This window comes from Jiangella aurantiaca (assembly GCF_004349105.1).
Lineage (GTDB): Bacteria > Actinomycetota > Actinomycetes > Jiangellales > Jiangellaceae > Jiangella > Jiangella aurantiaca.
The window spans coordinates 1-20,413 of record NZ_SMLB01000048.1; the positions used below are offsets into that span (position 1 = coordinate 1).

17 protein-coding genes are annotated in these 20,413 nt (G+C 72.0%); 9 read left to right on the forward strand and 8 right to left on the reverse strand.

Translation table 11 applies throughout. The features are described from left to right. Positions 1–159: 159 nt before the first annotated feature. Entirely contained in the window at positions 160–993 is an 834-nt protein-coding gene (locus E1262_RS24315) for a TrmB family transcriptional regulator (protein WP_162606055.1), read from the reverse strand. 197 nt (positions 994–1,190) lie between these two features. On the opposite strand from E1262_RS24315, the gene E1262_RS24320 reads away from it, so the two are divergent. Then, on the forward strand, positions 1,191–5,600 hold the full coding sequence (locus E1262_RS24320) for a S8 family serine peptidase (RefSeq protein ID WP_132106505.1): 4,410 nt from the start codon (positions 1,191–1,193) through the stop codon (positions 5,598–5,600). A 177-nt stretch (positions 5,601–5,777) separates the two neighbouring features. Here E1262_RS24320 and E1262_RS24325 read toward each other — a convergent pair whose 3' ends face one another. Beyond that, positions 5,778–6,770, reverse strand: coding sequence for an N-acetylglucosamine kinase (locus tag E1262_RS24325; RefSeq protein WP_132106506.1), 993 nt, complete (start codon positions 6,768–6,770; stop codon positions 5,778–5,780). Between the two features lie 286 nt (positions 6,771–7,056). Between E1262_RS24325 and E1262_RS24330 the strand changes: the two genes are divergently transcribed. The 7 genes from E1262_RS24330 (at position 7,057) to E1262_RS24360 (ending at position 15,718) form a co-directional block, all read left to right on the forward strand. Next, the gene (locus E1262_RS24330; RefSeq protein ID WP_132106573.1) at positions 7,057–7,944 is read left to right on the forward strand and encodes a MurR/RpiR family transcriptional regulator; all 888 of its coding nucleotides are present in this window, start codon (positions 7,057–7,059) and stop codon (positions 7,942–7,944) included. Then, positions 7,941–8,696, forward strand: coding sequence for a sugar isomerase domain-containing protein (locus E1262_RS24335; RefSeq protein WP_132106508.1), 756 nt, complete (start codon positions 7,941–7,943; stop codon positions 8,694–8,696). Before E1262_RS24330 ends, E1262_RS24335 begins: the two co-directional genes overlap by 4 nt. A gap of 47 nt (positions 8,697–8,743) precedes the next feature. After that, positions 8,744–10,222, forward strand: coding sequence for an N-acetylglucosamine/diacetylchitobiose ABC transporter substrate-binding protein (gene ngcE / locus E1262_RS24340; protein ID WP_132106510.1), 1,479 nt, complete (start codon positions 8,744–8,746; stop codon positions 10,220–10,222). A 14-nt stretch (positions 10,223–10,236) separates the two neighbouring features. Then, positions 10,237–11,160 (forward strand): carbohydrate ABC transporter permease, encoded by a 924-nt coding sequence (locus tag E1262_RS24345; RefSeq protein WP_132106575.1) that lies wholly within the window; start codon positions 10,237–10,239, stop codon positions 11,158–11,160. Next, positions 11,157–12,101 (forward strand): carbohydrate ABC transporter permease, encoded by a 945-nt coding sequence (locus E1262_RS24350; RefSeq protein ID WP_132106512.1) that lies wholly within the window; start codon positions 11,157–11,159, stop codon positions 12,099–12,101. Before E1262_RS24345 ends, E1262_RS24350 begins: the two co-directional genes overlap by 4 nt. Positions 12,102–12,206: 105 nt before the next feature. Further along, on the forward strand, positions 12,207–13,790 hold the full coding sequence (locus tag E1262_RS24355; protein WP_132106514.1) for an MFS transporter: 1,584 nt from the start codon (positions 12,207–12,209) through the stop codon (positions 13,788–13,790). Next, positions 13,787–15,718, forward strand: coding sequence for an ABC transporter ATP-binding protein (locus E1262_RS24360; protein ID WP_132106516.1), 1,932 nt, complete (start codon positions 13,787–13,789; stop codon positions 15,716–15,718). The genes E1262_RS24355 and E1262_RS24360 overlap by 4 nt, the downstream gene beginning before the upstream one ends. A 159-nt stretch (positions 15,719–15,877) precedes the next feature. On the opposite strand, the gene E1262_RS24365 is transcribed toward E1262_RS24360, so the two are convergent. The 4 genes from E1262_RS24365 to E1262_RS24380 are packed head-to-tail and all read right to left on the reverse strand — an operon-like array spanning position 15,878 to position 17,997. Further along, positions 15,878–16,663: an SRPBCC family protein gene (locus E1262_RS24365; protein WP_132106518.1), complete on the reverse strand. Its 786-nt coding sequence runs from the start codon at positions 16,661–16,663 to the stop codon at positions 15,878–15,880. Then, positions 16,660–17,163, reverse strand: a complete 504-nt coding sequence (locus tag E1262_RS24370) for an SRPBCC family protein (protein ID WP_132106520.1) — start codon at positions 17,161–17,163, stop codon at positions 16,660–16,662. Before E1262_RS24370 ends, E1262_RS24365 begins: the two co-directional genes overlap by 4 nt. Further along, entirely contained in the window at positions 17,160–17,471 is a 312-nt protein-coding gene (locus tag E1262_RS24375; RefSeq protein WP_132106522.1) for an ArsR/SmtB family transcription factor, read from the reverse strand. Before E1262_RS24375 ends, E1262_RS24370 begins: the two co-directional genes overlap by 4 nt. A 52-nt stretch (positions 17,472–17,523) precedes the next feature. Further along, positions 17,524–17,997: a CHRD domain-containing protein gene (locus tag E1262_RS24380; RefSeq protein WP_162606056.1), complete on the reverse strand. Its 474-nt coding sequence runs from the start codon at positions 17,995–17,997 to the stop codon at positions 17,524–17,526. Positions 17,998–18,358: 361 nt separating this feature from the next. Between E1262_RS24380 and E1262_RS30520 the strand changes: the two genes are divergently transcribed. Continuing rightward, entirely contained in the window at positions 18,359–18,529 is a 171-nt protein-coding gene (locus E1262_RS30520; protein ID WP_162606057.1) for a hypothetical protein, read from the forward strand. Between the two features lie 127 nt (positions 18,530–18,656). Here E1262_RS30520 and E1262_RS24385 read toward each other — a convergent pair whose 3' ends face one another. Continuing rightward, positions 18,657–19,658 (reverse strand): hypothetical protein, encoded by a 1,002-nt coding sequence (locus E1262_RS24385; protein ID WP_132106526.1) that lies wholly within the window; start codon positions 19,656–19,658, stop codon positions 18,657–18,659. Continuing rightward, positions 19,655–20,176 carry a SigE family RNA polymerase sigma factor gene (locus E1262_RS24390; protein ID WP_132106528.1) on the reverse strand — a complete coding sequence of 174 codons (522 nt, stop codon included), beginning with the start codon at positions 20,174–20,176 and terminating at the stop codon, positions 19,655–19,657. Before E1262_RS24390 ends, E1262_RS24385 begins: the two co-directional genes overlap by 4 nt. Positions 20,177–20,413 lie beyond the last annotated feature (237 nt).

The window sequence follows — 20,413 nt, forward strand, 5'->3', positions numbered from 1 at the left end:
CCCGCAGCCCCACCCCCCGCTCCGGCAAGGCGGCGCAGGAAGCTGCCCGCCGCGCCGGCGTCGGGCGCGAGCACAAGGATGCCGGCGCCGTCGAACTGGCCGGCGATGCGGGCCCGCTCGGTGGGGGAGCTGGTGATGCACACGACGACCGGTGCGGGATCACTGGGCATGGCCACCGTCCACGGTCACCGGTTCGTGGTCGTGCTGGTGGCGGAAGGCGTCCGGATCGATCGGCATCGATGCCGTCCACAGGGTGTCGAACAGCAGCCCGAGTGCGCCGGCCAGCTCGCGGCTGCGCACGATCAGCGCGACCACGCCACCGACCCCTGGGGCGAACAGCGGCATCAGCACCGTGTGGCCGTCGAACACCGCGAACTTCATCGGCAGGTCGCCGTGGAAGACCCGGGCGTCCTCGCCGGCGTCGATCCAGGCGCCGATGTTGTCGGCGATGGACGGATGCCGCATGAGCCCGTGGTCGTAGACGGCGCGCGCCCGGACGCCGCGGGCGAGCGCGTCGAGTTCGGGCTGGTTGGTGCCGCCGAGCTGGACTGGCCGCCGCACCACGATGTCGATGGTCTGCTGCGATGCGGCGTGGAGCCGGTCGAAGCGGTCGCCGACGAGCTTGGGTGTGCGCAGGATCTCGACCAGTTCGCCGTCGCCGGCGGCGCTGGACTCGAACCGGCGCATGAGGTCGGGCAGCGCCGACTGCACGTGTTGCTCGCGTTCGCGCAGTTCCTCCCGGCCGCGCTCGAGCAGGCCGGCGAGCGCGATGTCGGGTGCGGCCGGCTGGAACCGGCTGCTGTACCCGGCGCCGGCATCGACGAGCCCCTTGTCGACGAGCGAGCGCAAGATGAGGTACACGCTGCTGCGCGACGTGCCGGTGAGGTCGGCGATGGTGCCTGCGGCCAGCGGTGACTGTTCGAGCAGGCACAGATAGATGCGGGCCTCTGTCTTGGTGAGGCCCAGCTCCTCGAGGAGCGATTCGGTCTGCACACGCGCCTCCGGGGGTGTCGGGCGTGCCGGGATTGCGCCAATGGTGACCCCGCCCGACCCACCGCGTCAAACACGTCGTACAAGTTGTGGACGACATTCTCCGATTGCCCGCGAACTGCCCCGATCGTGACCCCGAAACCGCCCCTTTCCGCCCGTAAGGTCGCTCTCACTGTCGGGCGTCACAGGAGGTCAGGTCCATGAGCAAGCAGGTGCGGCTCGGGCTGGGCGTCGCGGGTGCGATGGTGCTCGCGGCCGCGTTCCTCCCCGTCCCGGCGGCGACGGCGGACGGCGCAGCGGCCGCACCCGATCCGGCGACGGCCGACGACGCTCCGGCGACCATCGAACCGCAGCTGCGCCGCCAGCTGGCCGCCGCCGACACCGCCGAGCTGTGGGTGCGCTTCGACGACCAGGCCGACCTGACGGAAGCATCCGCCGTCGCCGACTGGACCGAACGCGGCACGGCGGTCGCGCAGGCGCTGCGGCAGACCGCCGAGAGCAGCCAGGCCGCCGTCCGCGCCCAGCTCGACGCCGAGGGCGTCGAGTACGAGGCGTTCTGGGCCACCAACGCCATCCGCATCCCCGACGGCACGGAGGAGCTGGCCGCCGAGCTGGCCGCGCAGCCCGAGGTCGACTCGCTGCACCCCGCCCGGGCCTACGAGTTGCCCGACCCCGCCACCACCCCGGCCGACCAGGCGCGTGCCGCCGCGGCCGCCGTCGAGTGGGGCATCGCGAACATCAACGCCGACGACGTCTGGGACCAGTACGGCGCCACCGGACAGGGCATCACCGTCGCGAGCATCGACTCCGGCGTGCAGTACGACCATCCGGCGCTGGTCGGGCAGTATCGCGGCGCCAACCCTGACGGCACGTTCGACCACGCCTACAACTGGTTCGACGCCCGCGGGGTGTGCGACGGCGCGCCGTGCGACGACCACGGCCACGGCACCCACACCATGGGCACCATGGCCGGCGACGACGCCGGCGGCAGCGCCATCGGGGTGGCGCCGGGGGCGCGCTGGATCGCCACCAACGGCTGCTGCACCGACGAGGCGCTCATAGCGTCCGGCCAGTGGCTGCTCGAGCCCACGGACCCGCACGGCGAGCACCCCGATGCCGGCCGGCGGCCGCACGTCGTCAACAACTCGTGGGGCAGCGAGCTCCCGTCGACCGACCCGTTCATGGAGGATGTCAGCCGCGCCTGGGCGGCGTCGGGCATCTTCGGGGTCTGGGCCAACGGCAACCTGGGGCCGCGCTGCCTGACGTCCAGCTCGCCGGGCAGCCGGACGGTCAACTACTCCGTCGGCGCCTACGACGTGAACGACGCGATCGCCGGGTTCTCCGGTCGCGGCGCCGGCCAGGACGGCGAGATCAAGCCGAACCTGTCCGCGCCCGGCGTCGACGTCCGGTCTGCGTGGCCGGGCGGCGGCTACGTCGAGGCCGACGGCACCTCCATGGCGGCGCCGCACGTGGCCGGGGCCATCGCGCTGGCATGGTCGGCGGCGCCGGCCCTGGTCGGCGAGGTCGAGAGCACCGTCGAACTGCTCGACGGCACCGCCCGCGACACCGCGAACGGCGAGTGCGGCGGCGCCGGCGCCGACAACAACGTGTTCGGCGAGGGCCGGCTCGACGCGCTCGCGCTGCTCGACTCCGCGCCGGTCGGCGAGACCGGCACGCTGGTCACGACCGCCACCGACGCCGGCACCGGCGACCCGATCCCGGGCGCGCTGGTCACCATCACCGGGCCGGTCGAGCGCGAGCGGACCACCGGCGACGACGGCACCTTCACCGTCCCGCTGCGGGTCGGCGACTACGAGGTGACCGCGACGGCGTTCGGCTACCTGCCGCGCACCGCATCCGTGCACGTCACCGAGAACGAGACGGTCGCCGTCGAGCTCGCGCTGCAGCGCCAGGACACCGTCACCGTCAGCGGGCGGGTCATCGACGGCTCGGGGCAGGGCTGGCCGCTGTACGCGCAGGTCACGGTCCACGGCATGCCTGGCGGGACGGTGCATACGTCGCCCGACGACGGCCGCTACGCCATCGACGTCCCGGTCGGTGCGTCGTACGCGCTGAGCATCGTGTCCGAGTACGCGGGCTACCAGCCGGCCAGCACCGTCCTCGTCGCCGGCGACGAGGACGTGACGGCCGACGTCACGCTGGCCCGCGAGGCCGGCCGGTGCACGACGGCCGGCTACGCGTACGCCTACACCGGCGGCGGCGCCGACTTCGACCACGGCCTGCCCGACGGCTGGACCGTCACCGACGGCAACGGCAGCGGCGAGGTCTGGGCCTTCGACGACCCGTACGACAAGGGCAACCTCACGGGCGGCAGCGAGGCGTCGGCCAGCGTGCAGAGCCCCGGCCTCGGCGTCTACATCGACTCCACACTGACCACGCCGGTGTACGACCTCAGCGACGACGCCGCGCCGGTCATCGGGTTCCGGCAGGCGCTGATCCAGCTCAGCGACATCGCCGATGTCGACCTCAGCGTCGACGGCGGCGCCACCTGGTCGACGGTGCTGCGGCAGACCCGGGTCGACGAACGTGCCGGCGCCGAGAAGACCATCCCGATCCCGCAGGCCGCCGGGCAGCCCGCCGTCCAGGTGCGCTTCCGTTACCACAACGCCCGGTTCAGCTCGTACTCCTGGCAGCTGGACGACGTGTATGTCGGCAGCCGCGAGTGCGTGCCGGTCGCGGGCGGCCTGGTGATCGGCACCGTGAGCGACGCCAACACCGGCGCGCCGCTCACCGGCGCCCGGGTGGCCGACACAGCGGCGCCGCTCGACCCGGTCCTGTCGGTCGCGACGGCCGACGACCCGGCGCTGCCCGACGGCTTCTACGCGCTGTTCGCGGCCGGCACCTCGCCGCGGCTCAGCGCCGACGCCGACCGGTACGCCCGCGGTGAGGCGGCGGTCCACATCGACGCCGGGGGAGTGACCCGGCACGACATCGCCCTGGCCGCCGGGCGGCTGGAGGTGTCGGACGGGGTCGACGCGGCGCTCGAGCTCGGCGGCGCCGCGGAGCACACGGTCACGGTGACCAACACCGGCACCGCGCCGGTCGCGGTCCAGCTCACCGAGCGGCAGGGCGACACCACGATCCTCCGGCCCGACGGCAGCACCGTCAGCCGGGCCGAGATCGCCGCGTCACCCGGCGCGCCGATCGTGCGGGTCGAGGGCGACGCGTCGCCGCTCGGCTACGATCCGGCGGCCGCGGCGGGAGCGGCTCCGGCGGCAGCCGCAGCGGCCGCGTCGCCCGGCGACGGGCCCTGGACCGATCTCGCCGCCTACCCGATGCCCGTCCTCGACAACGCCGTCGGCGAGCTCAACGGCCGCCTCTTCTCCGTCGGCGGCATCGGCGGCACCGGCGTCCTCGACTGGGTCAGCGCCGGCTGGTCGTACGACCCGGCGATGCTGCGCTGGGAGCCGATCGCCGACCTGCCGCAGGCCCGCGAGGCGGCGATGGGCGCGGTCATCGGCGACCTGTTCTACGTCACCGGCGGACGGTGGAGCGACCAGCGGCCGAAGAGCGACACGTGGGCGTACGACCCCTTCACCGACCGGTGGACCGCCCGCGCCAAAGCGCCGATGCCGGTCTACGGGGCCGGCCGGGCCGTGCTCGACGGCCAGCTGTACGTCGTCGGCGGCTGCGACAACAACTGCGGCCGCGACACCGTCTACCGTTACGACCCGCCGACGAACACATGGTCGACACTGGCGCCGTACCCGATCAGCACGTCGCGGCAGGCCTGCGCCGGCATCGACGGCCGGGTGTACTGCGCCGGCGGCATTCAGCGCGACGGCCGGATCAGCGATCACACCTACGCCTACGACCCCGCCACGAACACCTGGACCCGGGTCGCCGACCTGCCGGCCGCGCGCTGGGGCATGGCCTATACCGGCGCGTCCGACGAGCTGATCGTCGCCGGCGGCTACGACGGCAGCGCCATCACCAACGAGAGCTGGGCCTACGACCCCGGCGCCGACGCCTGGCTCGACCTGCCGGCGCCGGCTAACGTGCTGTACCGCAGCGGCAGCACGTGCGGGCTGAACCGCGTCGGCGGCAGCGACCGCACCGGCTTCTTCCCGGTCACCACGGTCGACCAGCTGCCCACCTACGGCGACTGCCGCCCGGCCGACGTGCCGTGGCTCTCGGTGGACGGCGGCGCCGCGGTACTCGAGCCGGGGGAGTCGACGCAGGTCACGCTCCATCTCGCCGCCGACGTCGCGCAGCCGGGAACGTACGAGGGCGGGGTCTGGATCCGCGAAGACACTCCGTACGCCGTCGCCCCGGTGGACGTGTCGATGACGGTCGAAGTGCCGCGTCGCTGGGGCGCACTGGTCGGCACCGTGACGGGCGCGGCCTGCGGCGAGGACGGTACGGCCGGGGTGGCGGTCGCCGGGGCGAACGTGCTGATCGACGGCCGCGGCGCCGACGCCACCGTCCGCACCGACCGCGGCGGCCGGTTCCTGCGCTGGGTCGATCGCGCCGACATGCCACTGACCCTCACCACCACGGCGGACGGCTACGAGACCGACAGCCGCCGGATCCGGCCGCCTACTTCCGGCCCGTCGATCGTGGAGGTTGAGCTGGCTTGCACCGGATAGAACGCGGGACGGCGGCGTCGTAGCGGCCGCGTGCGCCTCACCGGCGCAGTGGCCGACAACCCCGGACGTCCGCCCGCCTGCAGGCGGCCCGCTGACCGGCGCGCCGCCCGTGCCTCCAGCTGGTCGCCGGGCGGAAACGCGGAGCGTCGAAGACGGCGCCGCCCGGTCCCGGCCCTGTCACGGGGTAGTGGGAGCGCCGAACAGGGCCTCGTGCAGTCGCGCCGCGCCGTCGGGGTCGAGCGAGCGGGCGGCCAGCCACGCGGCACCGGCGGCACCGTCCAGCGCCACGCCGATGACGGCGTCGGGCCACCGCTCCGAGAGCCCGTCCCGGACCAGCGCGGCCAGCGGCGTGTCGCCGGTCAGCAGCGATCCGGCCAGCACGATCGGCGTCGCCTCGCCGGCGGCACGGACGACCCCCACGGCGGCGAGCAGATGGTCCGCGGCGTCCGCGAGAATCCGGTCCGCCGCCGGGTCGATCCCCGCGTTCGCCGTCACCAGCGGCGCCAGCGCCGACAGCGCCACCGGCGGCCGGGCGTGCACGGCCAGCACGATGTCGTTGGCCACGGCCCGCGACGGCGTGAACTCGGCGAGGCCGGCCAACGTCTGTACCACCGCCTGCCCCAGCGGCCCCGGCACCGCGCCCAGGTCCAGCGAGGCCAGCGTCACCCGGACCGCCTCCCGCCCGATCCAGAACCCCGACCCGAGGTCGCCCAGCAGCCACCCGTGCCCGTCGACGATCTGGGCGGGAGACCGGTCGGCGAACCGGGCGGTGATCGCACCGGTGCCTGACAGCACGAGCGTCCCGTCCGGCTCAGGAGTCCCGGCCACGAACGCCCCCACCGCATCCGCGACGACGCGGTAACCGCAGGTCAGGCCTGCCGCCTCCCACCGAGCCGCCAGCATCGACGCGATCTCCGGCTGGACGAAGTGGTTGTCGCCGGCCGACGCGATCACCGCCGCCCGCACGTCGGCGGGATCCACCGTCTCCAGGGCCGCGTCGAGCGCCGCCGACACCGCGTCCAACGCCTTCGACAACGCGTGCGACGTGACGTTGGCGCCCTCGCTCCGGCCCGTGCCGAGCCGACACCCGGCACCGTCGATGACGACCGCCCGGGTGGACGTGCCGCCGATGTCGAGGCCGATCGCGAGCGGCGCCTCAGAGGTCCCCACTGACTGTGCTCCCTTCCTGCCGGTTCCGCCCGGTCTCGGCCCGGCCGCCGCCCTTTCTACCCGGCCCGGCCGGTCAACCCGGTCTCGCCCCGGCTGCAGGTGGGTCACGCTTCCGAAAACTCTCGTCAAACTCTTGACATCCGGGCGCAGGTAGAAAGAATTCTCACCACTACGGCTCTAAGGGCCGCAGGCGAAACTGACTACCACGCCGGGAGGTCGTGTGGCGGAAGGGACACTACCCACCGCGGAAGTGCCCGAGGCCGGGTCGCCCGCCGACTCCGTGCTCATGCGGATCCGCGCCGCACTGCCGGACCTGCCCGCCGCGTTGCAGCGGGTGGGGGAGCAGGTGCTGTCCGCGCCCGCCGTCGTCGCACGGGCGACGATCCTGGAGACGGCCGAGCGGAGCGGGACGTCGGCGGCGACGGTGACCCGGTTCTGCCGCGCGCTGGGCCTGCCCGGCTACGCCGACCTGCGGCTGGCGATGGCCGAGGAGACCGGCCGCTCGTCCGCCGTCGCCGGCTGGGAGATCGACATCGGCCGCGAGATCCTGCCGACGGACTCGCTGCGCGAGATGCTCGACCTCATCACGACGGCCGACCTGCGGGCCATCCAGGAGACGGCGGCCCAGCTGGACCTCGGCGAGGTCGAGAAGGCCGCCGACGCCATCGCGACCGCCGGACGGGTCGAGGTCTACGGCATCGGCGGCAGCGCCCTGGTCGCCGGTGAGATGCAGCTGTGCCTGCACCGCATCGGCATCCCGACGTGGTCGTGGAGCGACGTGCACGTCGGCCTCACCAGCGCCGCACTCCTCGGGCCGAGCGATGTCGCGATCGCCGTCTCCCACTCCGGCGCCACCTACGAGACGGTGGAGATGCTGTCCGCGGCCGGCAGCCGCGGCGCCACCACAGTCGCGCTCACCAGTTACCGCAACTCCGCGCTCGCCGAGGTCGCCGACATCGTCCTCACGACCGCCATCCACGAGACGACGTTCCGGCCCGACGCCCTGGCGGCCCGGCACCCGCAGCTGATCGTGCTCGACCTGATCTACGTGGCGGTCGCGCAGCGGCGGTACGAGACGACCGGGGTCGCCCTCAACCTGACCGCGCAGGCGGTCAGCGCGCATCGCGCCGTCAGCCCCGAGACGGCGCGAGCACTGAAGAAGGAGCAGCGGTGAACGACGTCAGCGCGGCCGGTTACCTGGCCCGGCTCACCGAGATCGTCGAGCGCGTCAGCACGACACAGCTCGACGGCGTGCAGCGCGCGGCGGACATCGTCGCCCGGTCGGTGCGCGACGGCGGCGTCGTCCAGGCGTTCGGCACCGGGCACTCGCAGGCGACGGCGATGGAGATCGCCGGGCGGGCCGGCGGGCTCATCCCCACCAACCGGATCGCGCTGTCCGACCTCGTCATGTACGGCGGCGAGGAGCCCGAGACGATCCTCGACCCGCGCACCGAACGCGACCCGTCCCTGGCCCAGCGCCTCTACGACATCGCGCCGATCGAGGCGCACGACGTGTTCGTCATCGCGTCGAACTCCGGCATCAACGGCAGCATCGTCGGGATGGCCGAGGTCGCCCGCAAGAACGGGCACCCCGTCATCGCGATCACGTCCCTGCAGCACAGCGAGCAGGTCGAGTCACGGCACCCGTCGGGGCGGAAGCTCACCGACCTCGCCGACGTCGTCCTCGACAACGGCGGGCCGTTCGGCGACGCCGTCCTGCCGCTGCCCGGAGGCGGCGCCGTCTGCGCCGTCTCGTCCATCACCGCGGCACTGCTCGCGCAGTTGCTCACGGCGGAGGTGGTCCGCCGGCTCCTCGCGGCCGGCGACACCCCGCCCGTCTATCTCTCCGCCAACGTCCCCGGAGGAGACATCCACAACGACGGCCTGCTGCAGCGGTACGCGGGCCGGATCCGGCGTGGTGGCTGAGGGAATCGCCGGACCCAGATCACAACCAGTCCAGGAGAGGTTTCACGATGTCCAGCAGCATCGAACGCACCCCTGCGGCGGCCGGCACGGACCGCCGGACCTTCCTGCAACGCGTCGCGCTCACCGGCGTGGCCCTCGGGCCCGGCGGCGCCTTCCTCGCGTCCTGCGCGACGGGCGGCAACGGTGACGATACCGACGACGAGGCCACCGAGGCGCCGACGGGCGACGTCTCCGAGGAGAACCCGCTCGGCATCCCCACCGACCAGCCGATCGAGGTCTACATCTTCGACGGCGGCTTCGGCGACGAGTACGCCACCGAGCTGCACCAGCCGATCTTCCACGAGCGGTGGCCCGACATCCAGATCGACCACCACGCCGCCGTCGACATCGCCGGCGAGCTGCAGGCCCGGTTCGTCGCGGGGGACCCGCCGGACTTCATCAACAACTCCGGCGACGGCCAGATGGACCCCGGCCAGCTCATCAGCGACGGCCTGCTCGCCGACCTGACCCCGCTGTTCGACGCGCCCAGCTGGGACGACCCGGAGGTGAAGGTGCGCGACACGCTGCTGCCCGGCACCATCGAGTCCGGCACCCAGAACGGGAAGCCGTACGTCCTCAACTACGCGTTCACCGTCTTCGGCCTCTGGTTCAACCAGACGCTGATGGACGAGAACGGCTGGCCGGTGCCGACGACGTGGCAGGAGATGATGGACGTCTGCGCCGACATCGCCGCCACCGGCATCGCCCCGTGGGTCTACCAGGGCGTCACCGCGCCGCGCTACATGAACTGGCCGCTGCTGTCCATGGCGACCAAGCTGGCCGGCCCGGAGATCCTGGTCCCGATCGACAACCTCGAGCCGGGCGCCTGGGGACACGAGGCGATCAAGGAGTCGGCGGCGGCGATCCGCAGCCTGCGCGAGAACAACTACTTCCTCCCCGGCGTGGAGGGCATGGAGTTCCGCGACGCGCAGGGCCTGTGGGCCCGCGGCGAGGCCGTGTTCTGCCCATCCGGCTCGTGGCTGGAGAACGAGGAGGCCGACGCGATCGCCGAGAACCCGACGTTCCAGCTGGCCATGATGCCCGACCCGCTGCTGTCGGAGGACTCCGTCATGCCGCTGGAGACGGTGCGCGCCACCGCCGGCGAGCCGTACGTCGTCCCGGCCGACGCGAAGAACCCGCTCGGCGGCATGGAGTACATGCGGGCCATGCTGTCGATGGAGGGCGCCCGCGGCTTCACCGAGCGGGTCACCAGCCTGACGTCGGTCGCGGGGTCGTCGGAGGGTGTGCAGATCGAGGCGCCCGGCCTGGCCTCGGCGCAGGCCGCCCTGGAGGCCGCCGGCGACAACGTCATCAACTGGTTCTACCCGAACTGGTACAAGACCATGGAGAACCCCGGCATCGACCAGGCCACGGGCGCCCTGCTGCGCGCCGAGCTCACCGTCGACCAGTGGGTGGAACAGTGCGAGGCGGCGGCGACGCAGATCCGCGAGGACGACTCGATCGTCAAGCAGACCCGCGAGGGCTAGGGGCCTTCATGAACATGCGGCACGGCAAGTATCCCTTCATCCTGGCCTTCCTGCTGCCGCCGGTCGGGATCTACGCGATCTACATGCTGTCGCCGTATGTCCAGGCCATCTACATCTCGATGACGGACTGGAGCGGCCTCACGGCCGCCCAGACGTTCATCGGGTTCGACAACTACGTGGAGATGTGGAACGACGACCAGCTCCGCAAGGCGCTGTGGAACAACCTCATCCTGGTGCTGGTCGTCCCCGTCCTGACGCTGCTGCTCGGCCTGTTCTTCGCGTCGATGCTCAACGTCGGCGGCCGCAGCCGCGGGGGAGCGGTCACCGGCGTGCGCGGCTCGTCGATCTACAAGATCGTGTACTTCTTCCCCCAGGTGCTGTCCGTCGCGATCATCGGTATCGTCTTCAAGTACGTGTTCGCGCCGGAGAACGCGGGCGGAATCCTCAACCGGGTGTTCGGCGCCATCGGCCTGGACGGGCTGCAACGGCTGTGGCTGGCCGAGCCGAACTACCTGATCTGGATCATCGTCCTGGTCATGACGTGGTCGTTCGTCGGCTTCTACGTGGTGCTGTTCTCCGCGGCGATGCAGTCGATCCCGCGCGACATCTACGAGGCCGCGCTGCTCGACGGCTCCAGCCGGCTGACCACGTTCCGCAAGATCACCGTCCCGCTGGTCTGGGACACCGTGCAGGTCGGCTGGGTGTACATGGCGATCCAGGCCATGGACGGGTTCGCGACCGTGCACATCATGCTGGGCATCAACGGCGGCGTCGAGGGCGCCGGCGACGTGCTCGGCGTGGCGATGTACCGCGAGGCGTTCGCCGAGTCCGATTTCGGCTACGCCGCCGCCATCGGCGTCCTCACGCTGGTGCTGGCCCTGGCCGTCGCGATGGTGTTCATGCGCGGGCTGCGGCGCGAAAGGGTGGAGCTGGCATGACGACGACGCAGGCGCCTCCTCGCGTGTCCGGCGACGGTCCCGGCCGGGGCCGCCGCGGCAGACCGCACCGGCTGCCCGGCGTGGGGGCGGGCGAGAAGGCGATCGGCCTGATCAACGGCGGGTTCCTGGTGCTGTGGGGACTCATCACGGCGCTGCCGCTGCTGTGGGCGATCCTGTCCTCGTTCAAGACCAACGGCGAGTTCCGCGTCGACCCGCTCGGCCTGCCGTCGGGCGTCCAGTGGGACAACTTCTCGAGGGCGTGGTCGGCGGCCAACATCGGCCAGTACTTCCTCAACAGCGTCATCGTCGTGTCGATGTCCGTGACGCTGACCATGCTGTTCGGCGCGATGGGCGCCTACGTCCTGGCGCGGTACGACTTCCCAGGCAACCGGTTCGTCTACTACCTGTTCGTCGGCGGCCTCATCCTGCCGCTGTTCCTGGCCCTGGTCCCGATGTTCTTCATCGTCCGCAACACCGGGAACCTGCCGGTGATCGGGCAGTTCCTCGGGCTGAACAGCTACGTCAGCCTGGCGCTGGTGTACGTCGCGTTCTCGATGCCGTTCACGGTGTTCTTCCTGACCGCGTTCTTCCGGACGCTGCCCAACTCCATCGCCGAGGCCGGCATCATGGACGGCTGCTCGCACTTCTCGCTGTTCTGGAAGGTCATGCTGCCGATGGCCCGGCCCGGCATGATCAGCTTGGCGCTGTTCAACTTCCTGGGACACTGGAACCAGTACGTCCTGCCGCTGGTCATCATGCAGGACGGCGACAAACGCGTGCTGGCGCAGGGACTCGGGACGCTGGCCGCGAACACCGGCTTCCGCGCCGACTGGACGGCGTTGTTCGCCGGCCTCGTGATCGCGCTGCTGCCGGTGCTGATCGTCTACATCCTCTTCCAGAAGCAGGTGCAGGCCGGGTTGACGGCAGGCGTCCTGAAGTAGCCCGCGGCCGGCCGGAGCCGGGCGGTGACCGTTCGCCGTCGGCGGAACCGTGGGGGAGCAGCCGACCTTGACCTCAACCTTTGTTGAGGTATTTGACTCGTCGGTATGACGAACGAACCACGTACAGAGACCGATCATCCGCCGCCACTGGCCGGCGCCAAGGAATGGACCGCGCTGGCGGTGCTGAGCCTACCGGCGATGCTGGTGATCATGGACCTGACGGTGCTGCACCTGGCCGTGCCGGAGCTGAGCGCCGAACTGGAGCCGTCGGCCTCGCAACTGCTCTGGATCACCGACATCTATGGGTTCCTCATCGCCGGCTTCCTCATCACGATGGGATCGTTGGGCGACCGGATCGGACGGCGGAAGCTGCTGCTCCTCGGCGCGGCCGCGTTCGGGCTGGCGTCCGTCCTGTCCGCCTACGCGACCAGCGCGGAGATGCTGATCGCGGCACGGGCGCTGATGGGGATCGCCGGCGCGACGCTGATGCCGTCGACGTTGTCGCTGATCCGCAACATGTTCCATGACGACCGGCAGCGGACCAAGGCGATCTCGCTGTGGATGATGAGCTTCATGGTCGGCGGCTCCATCGGGCCGCTGGTCGGCGGGGCATTGCTGGAGGCCTTCTGGTGGGGCTCGGTCTTCCTGGTCGGGGTGCCGGTGATGCTGTTGCTGGTGGTCACCGGGCCGGTGTTGCTGCCCGAGTACCGCGACCCGGGTGCCGGCCGGCTCGACCTGCTCAGCGCCGTGCTGCTGCTGGCCGCCGTCCTGCCGGTGATCTACGGCATCAAGAAGCTCGCCGAGGACGGGTTCGGCTGGCTGCTGGTCGCCGCGATCGCCGCCGGGCTGGTGTTCGCCGCGCTGTTCGTGCGGCGGCAGCGGTCGCTGGACGACCCGCTCATCGACGTCGCGCTGTTCCGGAACCGGGCCTTCGGCACGACGCTCGGCGTCATGACGATGTCGACGTTCGCGATGATGGGCCTGAACCTGTTCCTCATGCAGTACCTGCAGCTCGTGCACGGCCTGTCGCCGTTCCGGGCGGGTCTGTGGGTGCTGCCGATGACCGGCGCGATGATGATCGGGATGATGTTCGCCCCGCTGCTGGCGGCGCGCTTCCGGCCCGGTTACGTCATCGCCGGCGGCATGCTGGTCAGCGCCGCCGGCATCGCGCTGATGGCGCAGGTCGGCGGGTCGTCCGGGTTCGGCGTGCTGATCGCCGGGACGTGCGTCATGGCGGCCGGGTTCACGCCGCCGTTCGCGCTGGGCACCGACCTCGTCATCAGCGCCGCGCCGCCGGAGAAGGCCGGCGCGGCGTCGGCGGCCTCGGAGACGGGCAACGAGTTCGGCGGCGCCCTCGGCCTGGCGATCCTCGGAAGTGTCGGTACCGCCGTCTACCGTTCGGGCATGAGCGATCTCCTACCCGCTGGTGTCGAGGGCGAGGCGGCCGAGGTGGCCGGTGACACCCTCGCCGGTGCGGCGGCGGTGGCCGCGGCGGTTCCCGACGGCGCCGGCGCGCCGCTGCTGGCGATGGCGCGCGACGCGTTCACCGACGGATTCCAGGTCACCGCCGTGGTCGCCGGGGTCATCGTGCTCGTCGGTGCCGTCCTGGCGGCGGTGCTGCTGCGGCGGGTGGGCCTAGCGCCGAGCACACCCACCGTGGAGTCCGCCGTGGAGGTCGCCGCGCCATGAGCATGGAAGTCACCGCGTGGAACGCCCTCTACAACGCGATGCACGCGCAGCAGGACACCCGGCCGTTCTCGCGTGCGACGCTGCGGCGCATCTTCGGCTTCGCCCGGCCGCACCGCCGGTACCTGGTCGCGTTCGTGCTGCTGAGCGTCGTGACGGCGGTCCTCGCGGTGGCCACGCCGGTGCTGGCCGGACGGGTCGTCGACGCCATCATGGACGGCTCGTCGCAGCGGTACGTCGTCGGGCTGGCCGTGGTCATCGCCGTCATCGCCGTCGCCGAGGCCGGCGTCGGCCTGGTGCAGCGCTGGCTGTCGGCCAGCATCGGCGAGGGCCTCATCCTCGACCTGCGCCAGGCCGTCTTCGACCACGTGCAGAAGATGCCGGTCGCGTTCTTCACCCGTACGCGCACGGGCGCGCTGGTCAGCCGGCTCAACAACGACGTCATCGGCGCGCAGCGGGCGTTCAGCGACCTGCTGTCCGGCGTCGTCAGCAACGTCGTCATGCTGGTGCTCGCGCTCGTGGTCATGCTCGGCATCTCCTGGCAGATCACACTCCTCTCGTTGGTGCTGCTGCCGGTGTTCGTGCTGCCGGCGCGGCGCATGGGCGGCAAACTGGCGCGGCTCGAGCGCGAGGCGGCCAACCACAACGCCGTCATGGGCACGCAGATGACGGAGCGGTTCTCCGCGCCCGGCGCCACGCTGGTGAAGCTGTTCAGCCGGCCCGAGCGCGAGTCCGCCGAGTTCGCCGTCCGTGCCCGCCGGGTCCGCGACATCGGGTTGCGCACCGCCATGGTGCAGTGGCTGTTCGTCACGGCGCTGACGCTGGTCGGCGCGCTGGCGCTGGCCCTGGTGTACGGGCTGGGCGGGTTCTACGCGCTGCGCGACCAGCTCGACGCCGGCGCCGTCGTGTCGATGGCACTGCTGCTGACCCGGCTGTACGCACCGCTGACCGCGCTGGCCAGCGCCCGAGTCGAGGTGATGAGCGCGCTGGTCAGCTTCGCCCGGGTGTTCGAGGTGCTCGACCTGACGCCGCTCGTCCAGGAGAAGCCGGGCGCGCGTGCGGTCCCCGACGGCCCGGTGTCCGTCGAGTTCGACGACGTGCACTTCAGCTACCCGGCGGCCGACAAGGTGTCGCTGGCGTCGCTGGAGGAGGTCGCCATGCTCGACACCCGCGGCGGCGACGAGGTGCTGCACGGCGTCTCGTTCACCGCCGCGCCGGGTGAGATGGTCGCGCTGGTCGGGTCGTCCGGCGCCGGCAAGTCGACCATCGCCCAGCTGCTGCCCCGCCTCTACGACGTCGACTCCGGCGCGGTCCGCCTGGGCGATGTCGACGTCCGCGACCTCACGACGGCGTCGATGCGCGCGACGCTGGGCATGGTGACGCAGGACGGCCACCTGTTCCACGAGTCGATCCGCGAGAACCTGCGGATCGCCCGGCCCGAGGCCACCGACGACGAGCTGTGGGACGTGCTGCGGCGGGCCCGGCTGGATGCCCTGGTGGCAGCGCTGCCCGACGGTCTCGACACGGTCGTGGGGGAGCGCGGGTACCGGCTGTCCGGCGGCGAACGGCAGCGGCTGACCATCGCGCGTCTTCTGCTGGCCCGGCCGCGCGTGGTGATCCTCGACGAGGCGACGGCGCATCTCGACTCCACCTCGGAGGCGGCGGTGCAGGAGGCGCTCGGCGAGGCGTTGGAAGGCCGGACGGCGGTGGTCATCGCGCACCGGCTGTCGACCATCCGGTCTGCCGACCAGATCCTCGTCATCGAGTCCGGCCGTGTCGTCGAGCGGGGCACCCATCCGGAACTGCTGGCCGCCGGCGGCCGCTATGCGCAGCTCTACCGCACCCAGTTCGACCAGCCCGCCGCCGACGGGCAGCCGGCCAGCCGACCCGCCGCCGATGCGGCTCCGGCCGGCGAGGTGGTGCCGGGCTGAGCCGCGCCTCGATGGCGACCAGCGATGACACCGCGACGTTGATCATGGAGAAGCGCCCTTTTCGAGCGCCTCGAAAGGGGGAGTTCTCCGTGATCAACAAGGATTCAGTGTGCTGGGCGACACCAGCGATCGCCGATGGTCAGCGGGAAGGGTACGTGCTCAGCCGCGCAGGTCGCGGGCGAGCTCGGCCACTGTGGCGCGCCAGGCGGCCGCGACCGCATCGGCAGAACCGGCGGCCGCCGGAGCCGACTCGGTGAGCACCAGGCGCGCGCCGTGGCCGGTGCCCTCGCCCACCTCCCAGCGCACCAGCCCGCCACCGGGCGTGGAGTAGGCGAGCAGTTTCGGCTCATCGCGCTCCAGCAGATGGTCCGCGGGCGGGTCGGCGAGCCGCTCGATGACTGGCCACGCGACCTCGGCCGGGGCGGTGAGCTGCCGCTCGAACCGCACCCGCCACCCGTCCGGGCCGGCCGAGACGACGCCGGCGTCGAGGCCGAACTGCTCGACGTAGGCGTCGTGCTGCTCAGCGGACGGGGAGGCGGCCGTGACGGGTGCCCCGTCGAGGACCTGCTCGAGGCCCACGAAGCACTGCGCCCAGCCAGAGGCGAAGCTGGCGGCGCCGTAGCGGTCGGTGAAGGTGTGCGCGAACTCCAGCCGGCAGCCGTCGCCGTCGTCGTGGAGCTCGAAGCGCAGGTGGTCGTCGCCCCAGGTGAAGGCCAGGACGCGGCCCGGCTCGGCCTCGGTGACGCGGCCGTCGAACCGCTCGCCGTCCATGTCGAAGCGGACGTCGCTGCCGACGACCGGGTCGAACTCGGCGCGGGAGGGGAACCACTGGCTCAGGTGCTCCGGCTCGGTGATGGCCGCCCAGACGCGGGCACGCGGGTGCCGAAACCGGCGCTCCATGCGCAGTACCGTGCGGTCGCCGTCGGTGTGCAGGCTCTCGGTCATGACTGCTCCTCGTACTGTTTCTGCAGGTCAGCGGCGCGTTGCCAGATGTCCCAGTCGACCGCCCGGCCGGAGAGCGCCGCCTCGAGCAGCTCCAGCCCGGCGTGCCAGCCGCCCGCCACGGCCGGCCCGGCGCCGTCGTCGCCGATGGTGTTGCGGAAGACCAGGCGGCAGCCGTCGCCGTCGGGCGTCAGCTCCCAGCGCAGCGTCTCGGTGCCCCAGGTGTACTCGAGCAGGCGGGGCGGGTCGGCCACGATCATGCGGCCGGCGACGGGCTCCGGCGTCACGCCGAAGCGCTCGCGCTGCTCGTCCGTCGGGTGGAAGTAGAGCGTCGCGCCCGGTGCGAGATCGAGTTCCACGACGGCGGGGAAGCGCCAGGCGCGCAGCTCGGCGGGGTCGGTGAGCGCCTGCCACAGCTTGGCCGGCGAGTGGGCGAACCGGCGCTCGAACCGGATCTCGACCCGCCCGTCGACGGTGCGGCGCACGGTGCCCGGCGCCGTCACTCGTCCTCCATGGAGTCGAGGTGGCGCTCGAGCGCGTCGAAGCGATCGGCCCACATCCAGCGGTACGGCGTCAGCCACGCGTCGATCTCGGCGAGCGGCTCGGGCCGCAGCTCGTACCAGCGGCGCTGGGCCTCCGGGCGGACGGTGACCAGCCCGGCCTCGCGCAGCACCCGCAGGTGCTTCGACGTGCCGGGCTGGGAGAGGCCGACGGCCTCGGTGAGCTCACCGACCAGCCGGGGGCGCTCACGGAGCAGGTCCAGGATGCGCCGCCGGGCCGGGTCGGCGAGCACAGCGAACGGTTCGGGCATGCGCCCGACAATACCCGCTTAGCTATATAACTGCAACAGCATGTACAGCGCCTCAGCGGAGCTGGCCGCGGATGGCGCCGGCCGGGAACGGCGTGTTGTGCACGTTGACGTAGTAGTTGCCGGGGTTCGCCACGAGAGCTGCCAGCTCGCTCTCGGTCAGCGTCGCGGTCGTGTTCTGGTCGTCGGGGACTGCGGTGATGCAGCCATGGCTGACGGGGTCGGGCGTCTCGAGGCCGACGACGATCGGGCCGGGGTCGGTGGGCGGGGCGATGTGGATGTGCGCCGCCGTGGCCGGCTCGATGCCGACCGCGACGAGGGTGTAGCAGAGTGTGTCGCCCCTGACGACGGCGGCGAACGCGCCGCGGCCGTCAGGGTCGCCGGGTCCGGGCCGCTCAGCGGCGCCGGTCAGCACGGTGTGCAGAGTGGTGACGTCGGCGCCGCTGGACGAGGCGGGTACGGCGCCCGCGACGAGTGCGGCTCCGGCGGCGGTCACCAGGGCCGCGGAACGGACGAGCCAGGTGCGCATGATGCTCTCCTTCGGGACCAGGCGTGGTGGGGCGGCCCGGGCGGACCACCCGTGGTTATACGGTGGCGGCCGCCGGAGGGATTCCGCCGGACGCGAAATTCCTGGGCGGGCATCGTCCGTTCGGTCAGCCCACGACACGCCGAACGGACGAAATTTGCGTTCCAGAGCCGCCACCGGGCGTTCGACCAGGGGAAACGCGGCGTGGCGCGGCTCGTTCGCGTTGCGGCCCCGGCATAGTCGGGAGATCATCGAGTAGGCAGGGTTTTCCTCTTCCGGCCGGTTCCGGCCGGGGAGTCTTGGGCGAGCTCAGGTACCGACGGATCGTTGCCAGGGACGGGCAGCGAGGAGCAGGAGGATCACGATGTTGCGCCGGGACACGGAGTACGTGTTGACCTGGAACGCACAGAACCACAGCTGGCTGGTGCGCCCGATCGAACGCGACGGCAACCAGATCGTGCAGATCGGCGGCGGCACCCAGATGGGCGATCCCGCCTGGGCCATGAGCTCGTTCGGCGCCGGCTGGGACGACTAGGAGCGAGCGACCCCTCGCGCTCCGTCGTCCGGTCACCACGGCCCGGCAGTACACGACGCGGTGCCGGCTGCCCTCCGCCATGAGCGTGGGGCAGCCGGCACCGTGGCTTTCCGCGACGTCCGCCGAGCTACTCGCCGGTCGTGGGCTTGTCGCTCGGCTCTTCGGACGCGCCGTCGTCGGTCGAGTCCTCTGCCTGCTCGCAGGCCTCCCTGAGCTTGGCGTCGGCATCGGCCGTCGCGGTGGTCTCGCCCGAGACGGCGCACTCGGCGGTCGCCTCCGGCCCGAGGAAGGCGTCATAGCCCCCGGCGGCCTCGTCAGGGTCGACCCGCAGGTCCGCGTCGGTGACGAACGCGAACGCCTGCTCCAGCGTGATCTCCACCTCGGACACCGGCGCGAGGCTGTTGTTGCCGAACAGGTCGTACACCGCGACGCCCACCATCGAGCCGTCGGCGCGTTCGTAGCTGACCGCGAACTGCAGGTGCATGTCGGGGTTCGGCGGCGCCACCAGCACGGTCTCGCCGGTGCCGGGGACGGTCTGCTCGGTGCAGTGCTCCGGCAGGTCGCAGCCGAAGTCGACGATGAAGTTCTCGACGGCGTACTCGCCGGCGTCGACGTATCCGGGCGCCGTGACCCCGACCTGCACCAGACCCTCGCCGTCCTCGCCGGGAACGGTCCAGCCCAGCTTGGTACCCACGTTGACCGCATTCTCGAACCCGCCGCCGTGCAGGCTGTTGGCGTCGTTGTTCAGGTGGTCGCCGGCCGGGTCGAAGTGCTCGGCCGCGGTCTCGCGGAGCAGTTGCCGGGTGAGCGAGAACCCCCCGGGCATTTCCGACGGAGTCGCCGTGGGCTCGGTCGGCGTGGTGGCGGGTGGTGCCGAGGTCTCCGCCGCGGACCCGCCGGCCACCGGCAGGTCTTCGTCACCTGCCGGGCCGCCGCCGGGCAGCGCCAGCGCCACGCCCGCGGCCACGGCGACCATCCCCACGACCCCGCCGCTCAGGGCAGCCGCGCGGCGTCGGCGCAGGTGACGGCGCCCGCGGGCCAGGTCGTCGGCGGCCGTGGAGGCCATCGGCGGCTCGCCGGCGAACCCCACCCCCCTGAACCGCTCGCGCAGCTGCTCGTCCTCGTTCATCTCGGTCGCCTCTCGGTCGTCGTCACGTCGTCGGTCGACAGGGCGGCGCGCAGGCCCGCTATCGCCCGCGCGGTCTGACTCTTCACGGTGCCTGTGGTGCAGCCGAGGTCGTCGGCGGTCTCCTCCACGGACAGCCCGCACCAGTAGCGCAGCACCACGGTGGCGCGTTGCCGCTGGGGCAGACCCTCGAGCGCGGTGACGAGAGCGTCGGTGTCCTCCAGCGAGAGCGCCTCGGGGACGGCGACGTCGACGCCGTCGAGCCCGATTCGCTCGCGCCGCCACGGCCGCCGCTTCTCGTCCAGATGCGCCCGCACGATGATCCGGCGGACGTAGGCGTCCTCGGCTCCGTCGGTGTGGATCCGGGGCCAGGCCGCGTACAGCTTGATCAACGCGGTCTGCACCAGGTCCTCGGCGGCGTGCCAGTCACCGCACACGAGGTAGGCGACGCGGCGCAGGTACGCGCGCCGGGCATCGACGTAGGCCACGAACTCGTCAGCTCGTGCTTGCCCTCTGCTCACATCCCTGCCTTTCCGTCGCGCTGCCAAGCAAAGCGCGGGCCCACTTGCCTCTCCATCGCCGCCCTCACCCTGTCACCTCATAGACGGAGCTCGCGGCCGGGAGGTTGTCGCCGTCGGCGCACAAAGCCGGGGGATAGCCCCACCCCTGGCCGGTACCTGGCACCAATGTGCTGCGGCCCGCCCGCGAGAAGCATGGTCAGCGACCTGTTGATCACTGCCCCGGAGGGCCGCCCGGTG

What these genes read in the sequence shown, in the direction of transcription:
- ngcE (WP_132106510.1), top strand. Translation starts at nt 8,744, where the DNA reads ATGTCCAGCAGCATCGAACGCACCCCTGCGGCGGCCGGCACGGACCGC.
- E1262_RS24380 (WP_162606056.1), bottom strand. Translation starts at nt 17,997, where the DNA reads ATGCGCACCTGGCTCGTCCGTTCCGCGGCCCTGGTGACCGCCGCCGGA.
- E1262_RS24385 (WP_132106526.1), bottom strand. Translation starts at nt 19,658, where the DNA reads ATGAACGAGGACGAGCAGCTGCGCGAGCGGTTCAGGGGGGTGGGGTTC.
- E1262_RS24360 (WP_132106516.1), top strand. Translation starts at nt 13,787, where the DNA reads ATGAGCATGGAAGTCACCGCGTGGAACGCCCTCTACAACGCGATGCAC.
- E1262_RS30520 (WP_162606057.1), top strand. Translation starts at nt 18,359, where the DNA reads ATGTTGCGCCGGGACACGGAGTACGTGTTGACCTGGAACGCACAGAAC.
- E1262_RS24375 (WP_132106522.1), bottom strand. Translation starts at nt 17,471, where the DNA reads ATGCCCGAACCGTTCGCTGTGCTCGCCGACCCGGCCCGGCGGCGCATC.
- E1262_RS24320 (WP_132106505.1), top strand. Translation starts at nt 1,191, where the DNA reads ATGAGCAAGCAGGTGCGGCTCGGGCTGGGCGTCGCGGGTGCGATGGTG.
- E1262_RS24350 (WP_132106512.1), top strand. Translation starts at nt 11,157, where the DNA reads ATGACGACGACGCAGGCGCCTCCTCGCGTGTCCGGCGACGGTCCCGGC.
- E1262_RS24330 (WP_132106573.1), top strand. Translation starts at nt 7,057, where the DNA reads ATGCGGATCCGCGCCGCACTGCCGGACCTGCCCGCCGCGTTGCAGCGG.
- E1262_RS24355 (WP_132106514.1), top strand. Translation starts at nt 12,207, where the DNA reads ATGACGAACGAACCACGTACAGAGACCGATCATCCGCCGCCACTGGCC.
- E1262_RS24365 (WP_132106518.1), bottom strand. Translation starts at nt 16,663, where the DNA reads ATGACCGAGAGCCTGCACACCGACGGCGACCGCACGGTACTGCGCATG.
- E1262_RS24345 (WP_132106575.1), top strand. Translation starts at nt 10,237, where the DNA reads ATGCGGCACGGCAAGTATCCCTTCATCCTGGCCTTCCTGCTGCCGCCG.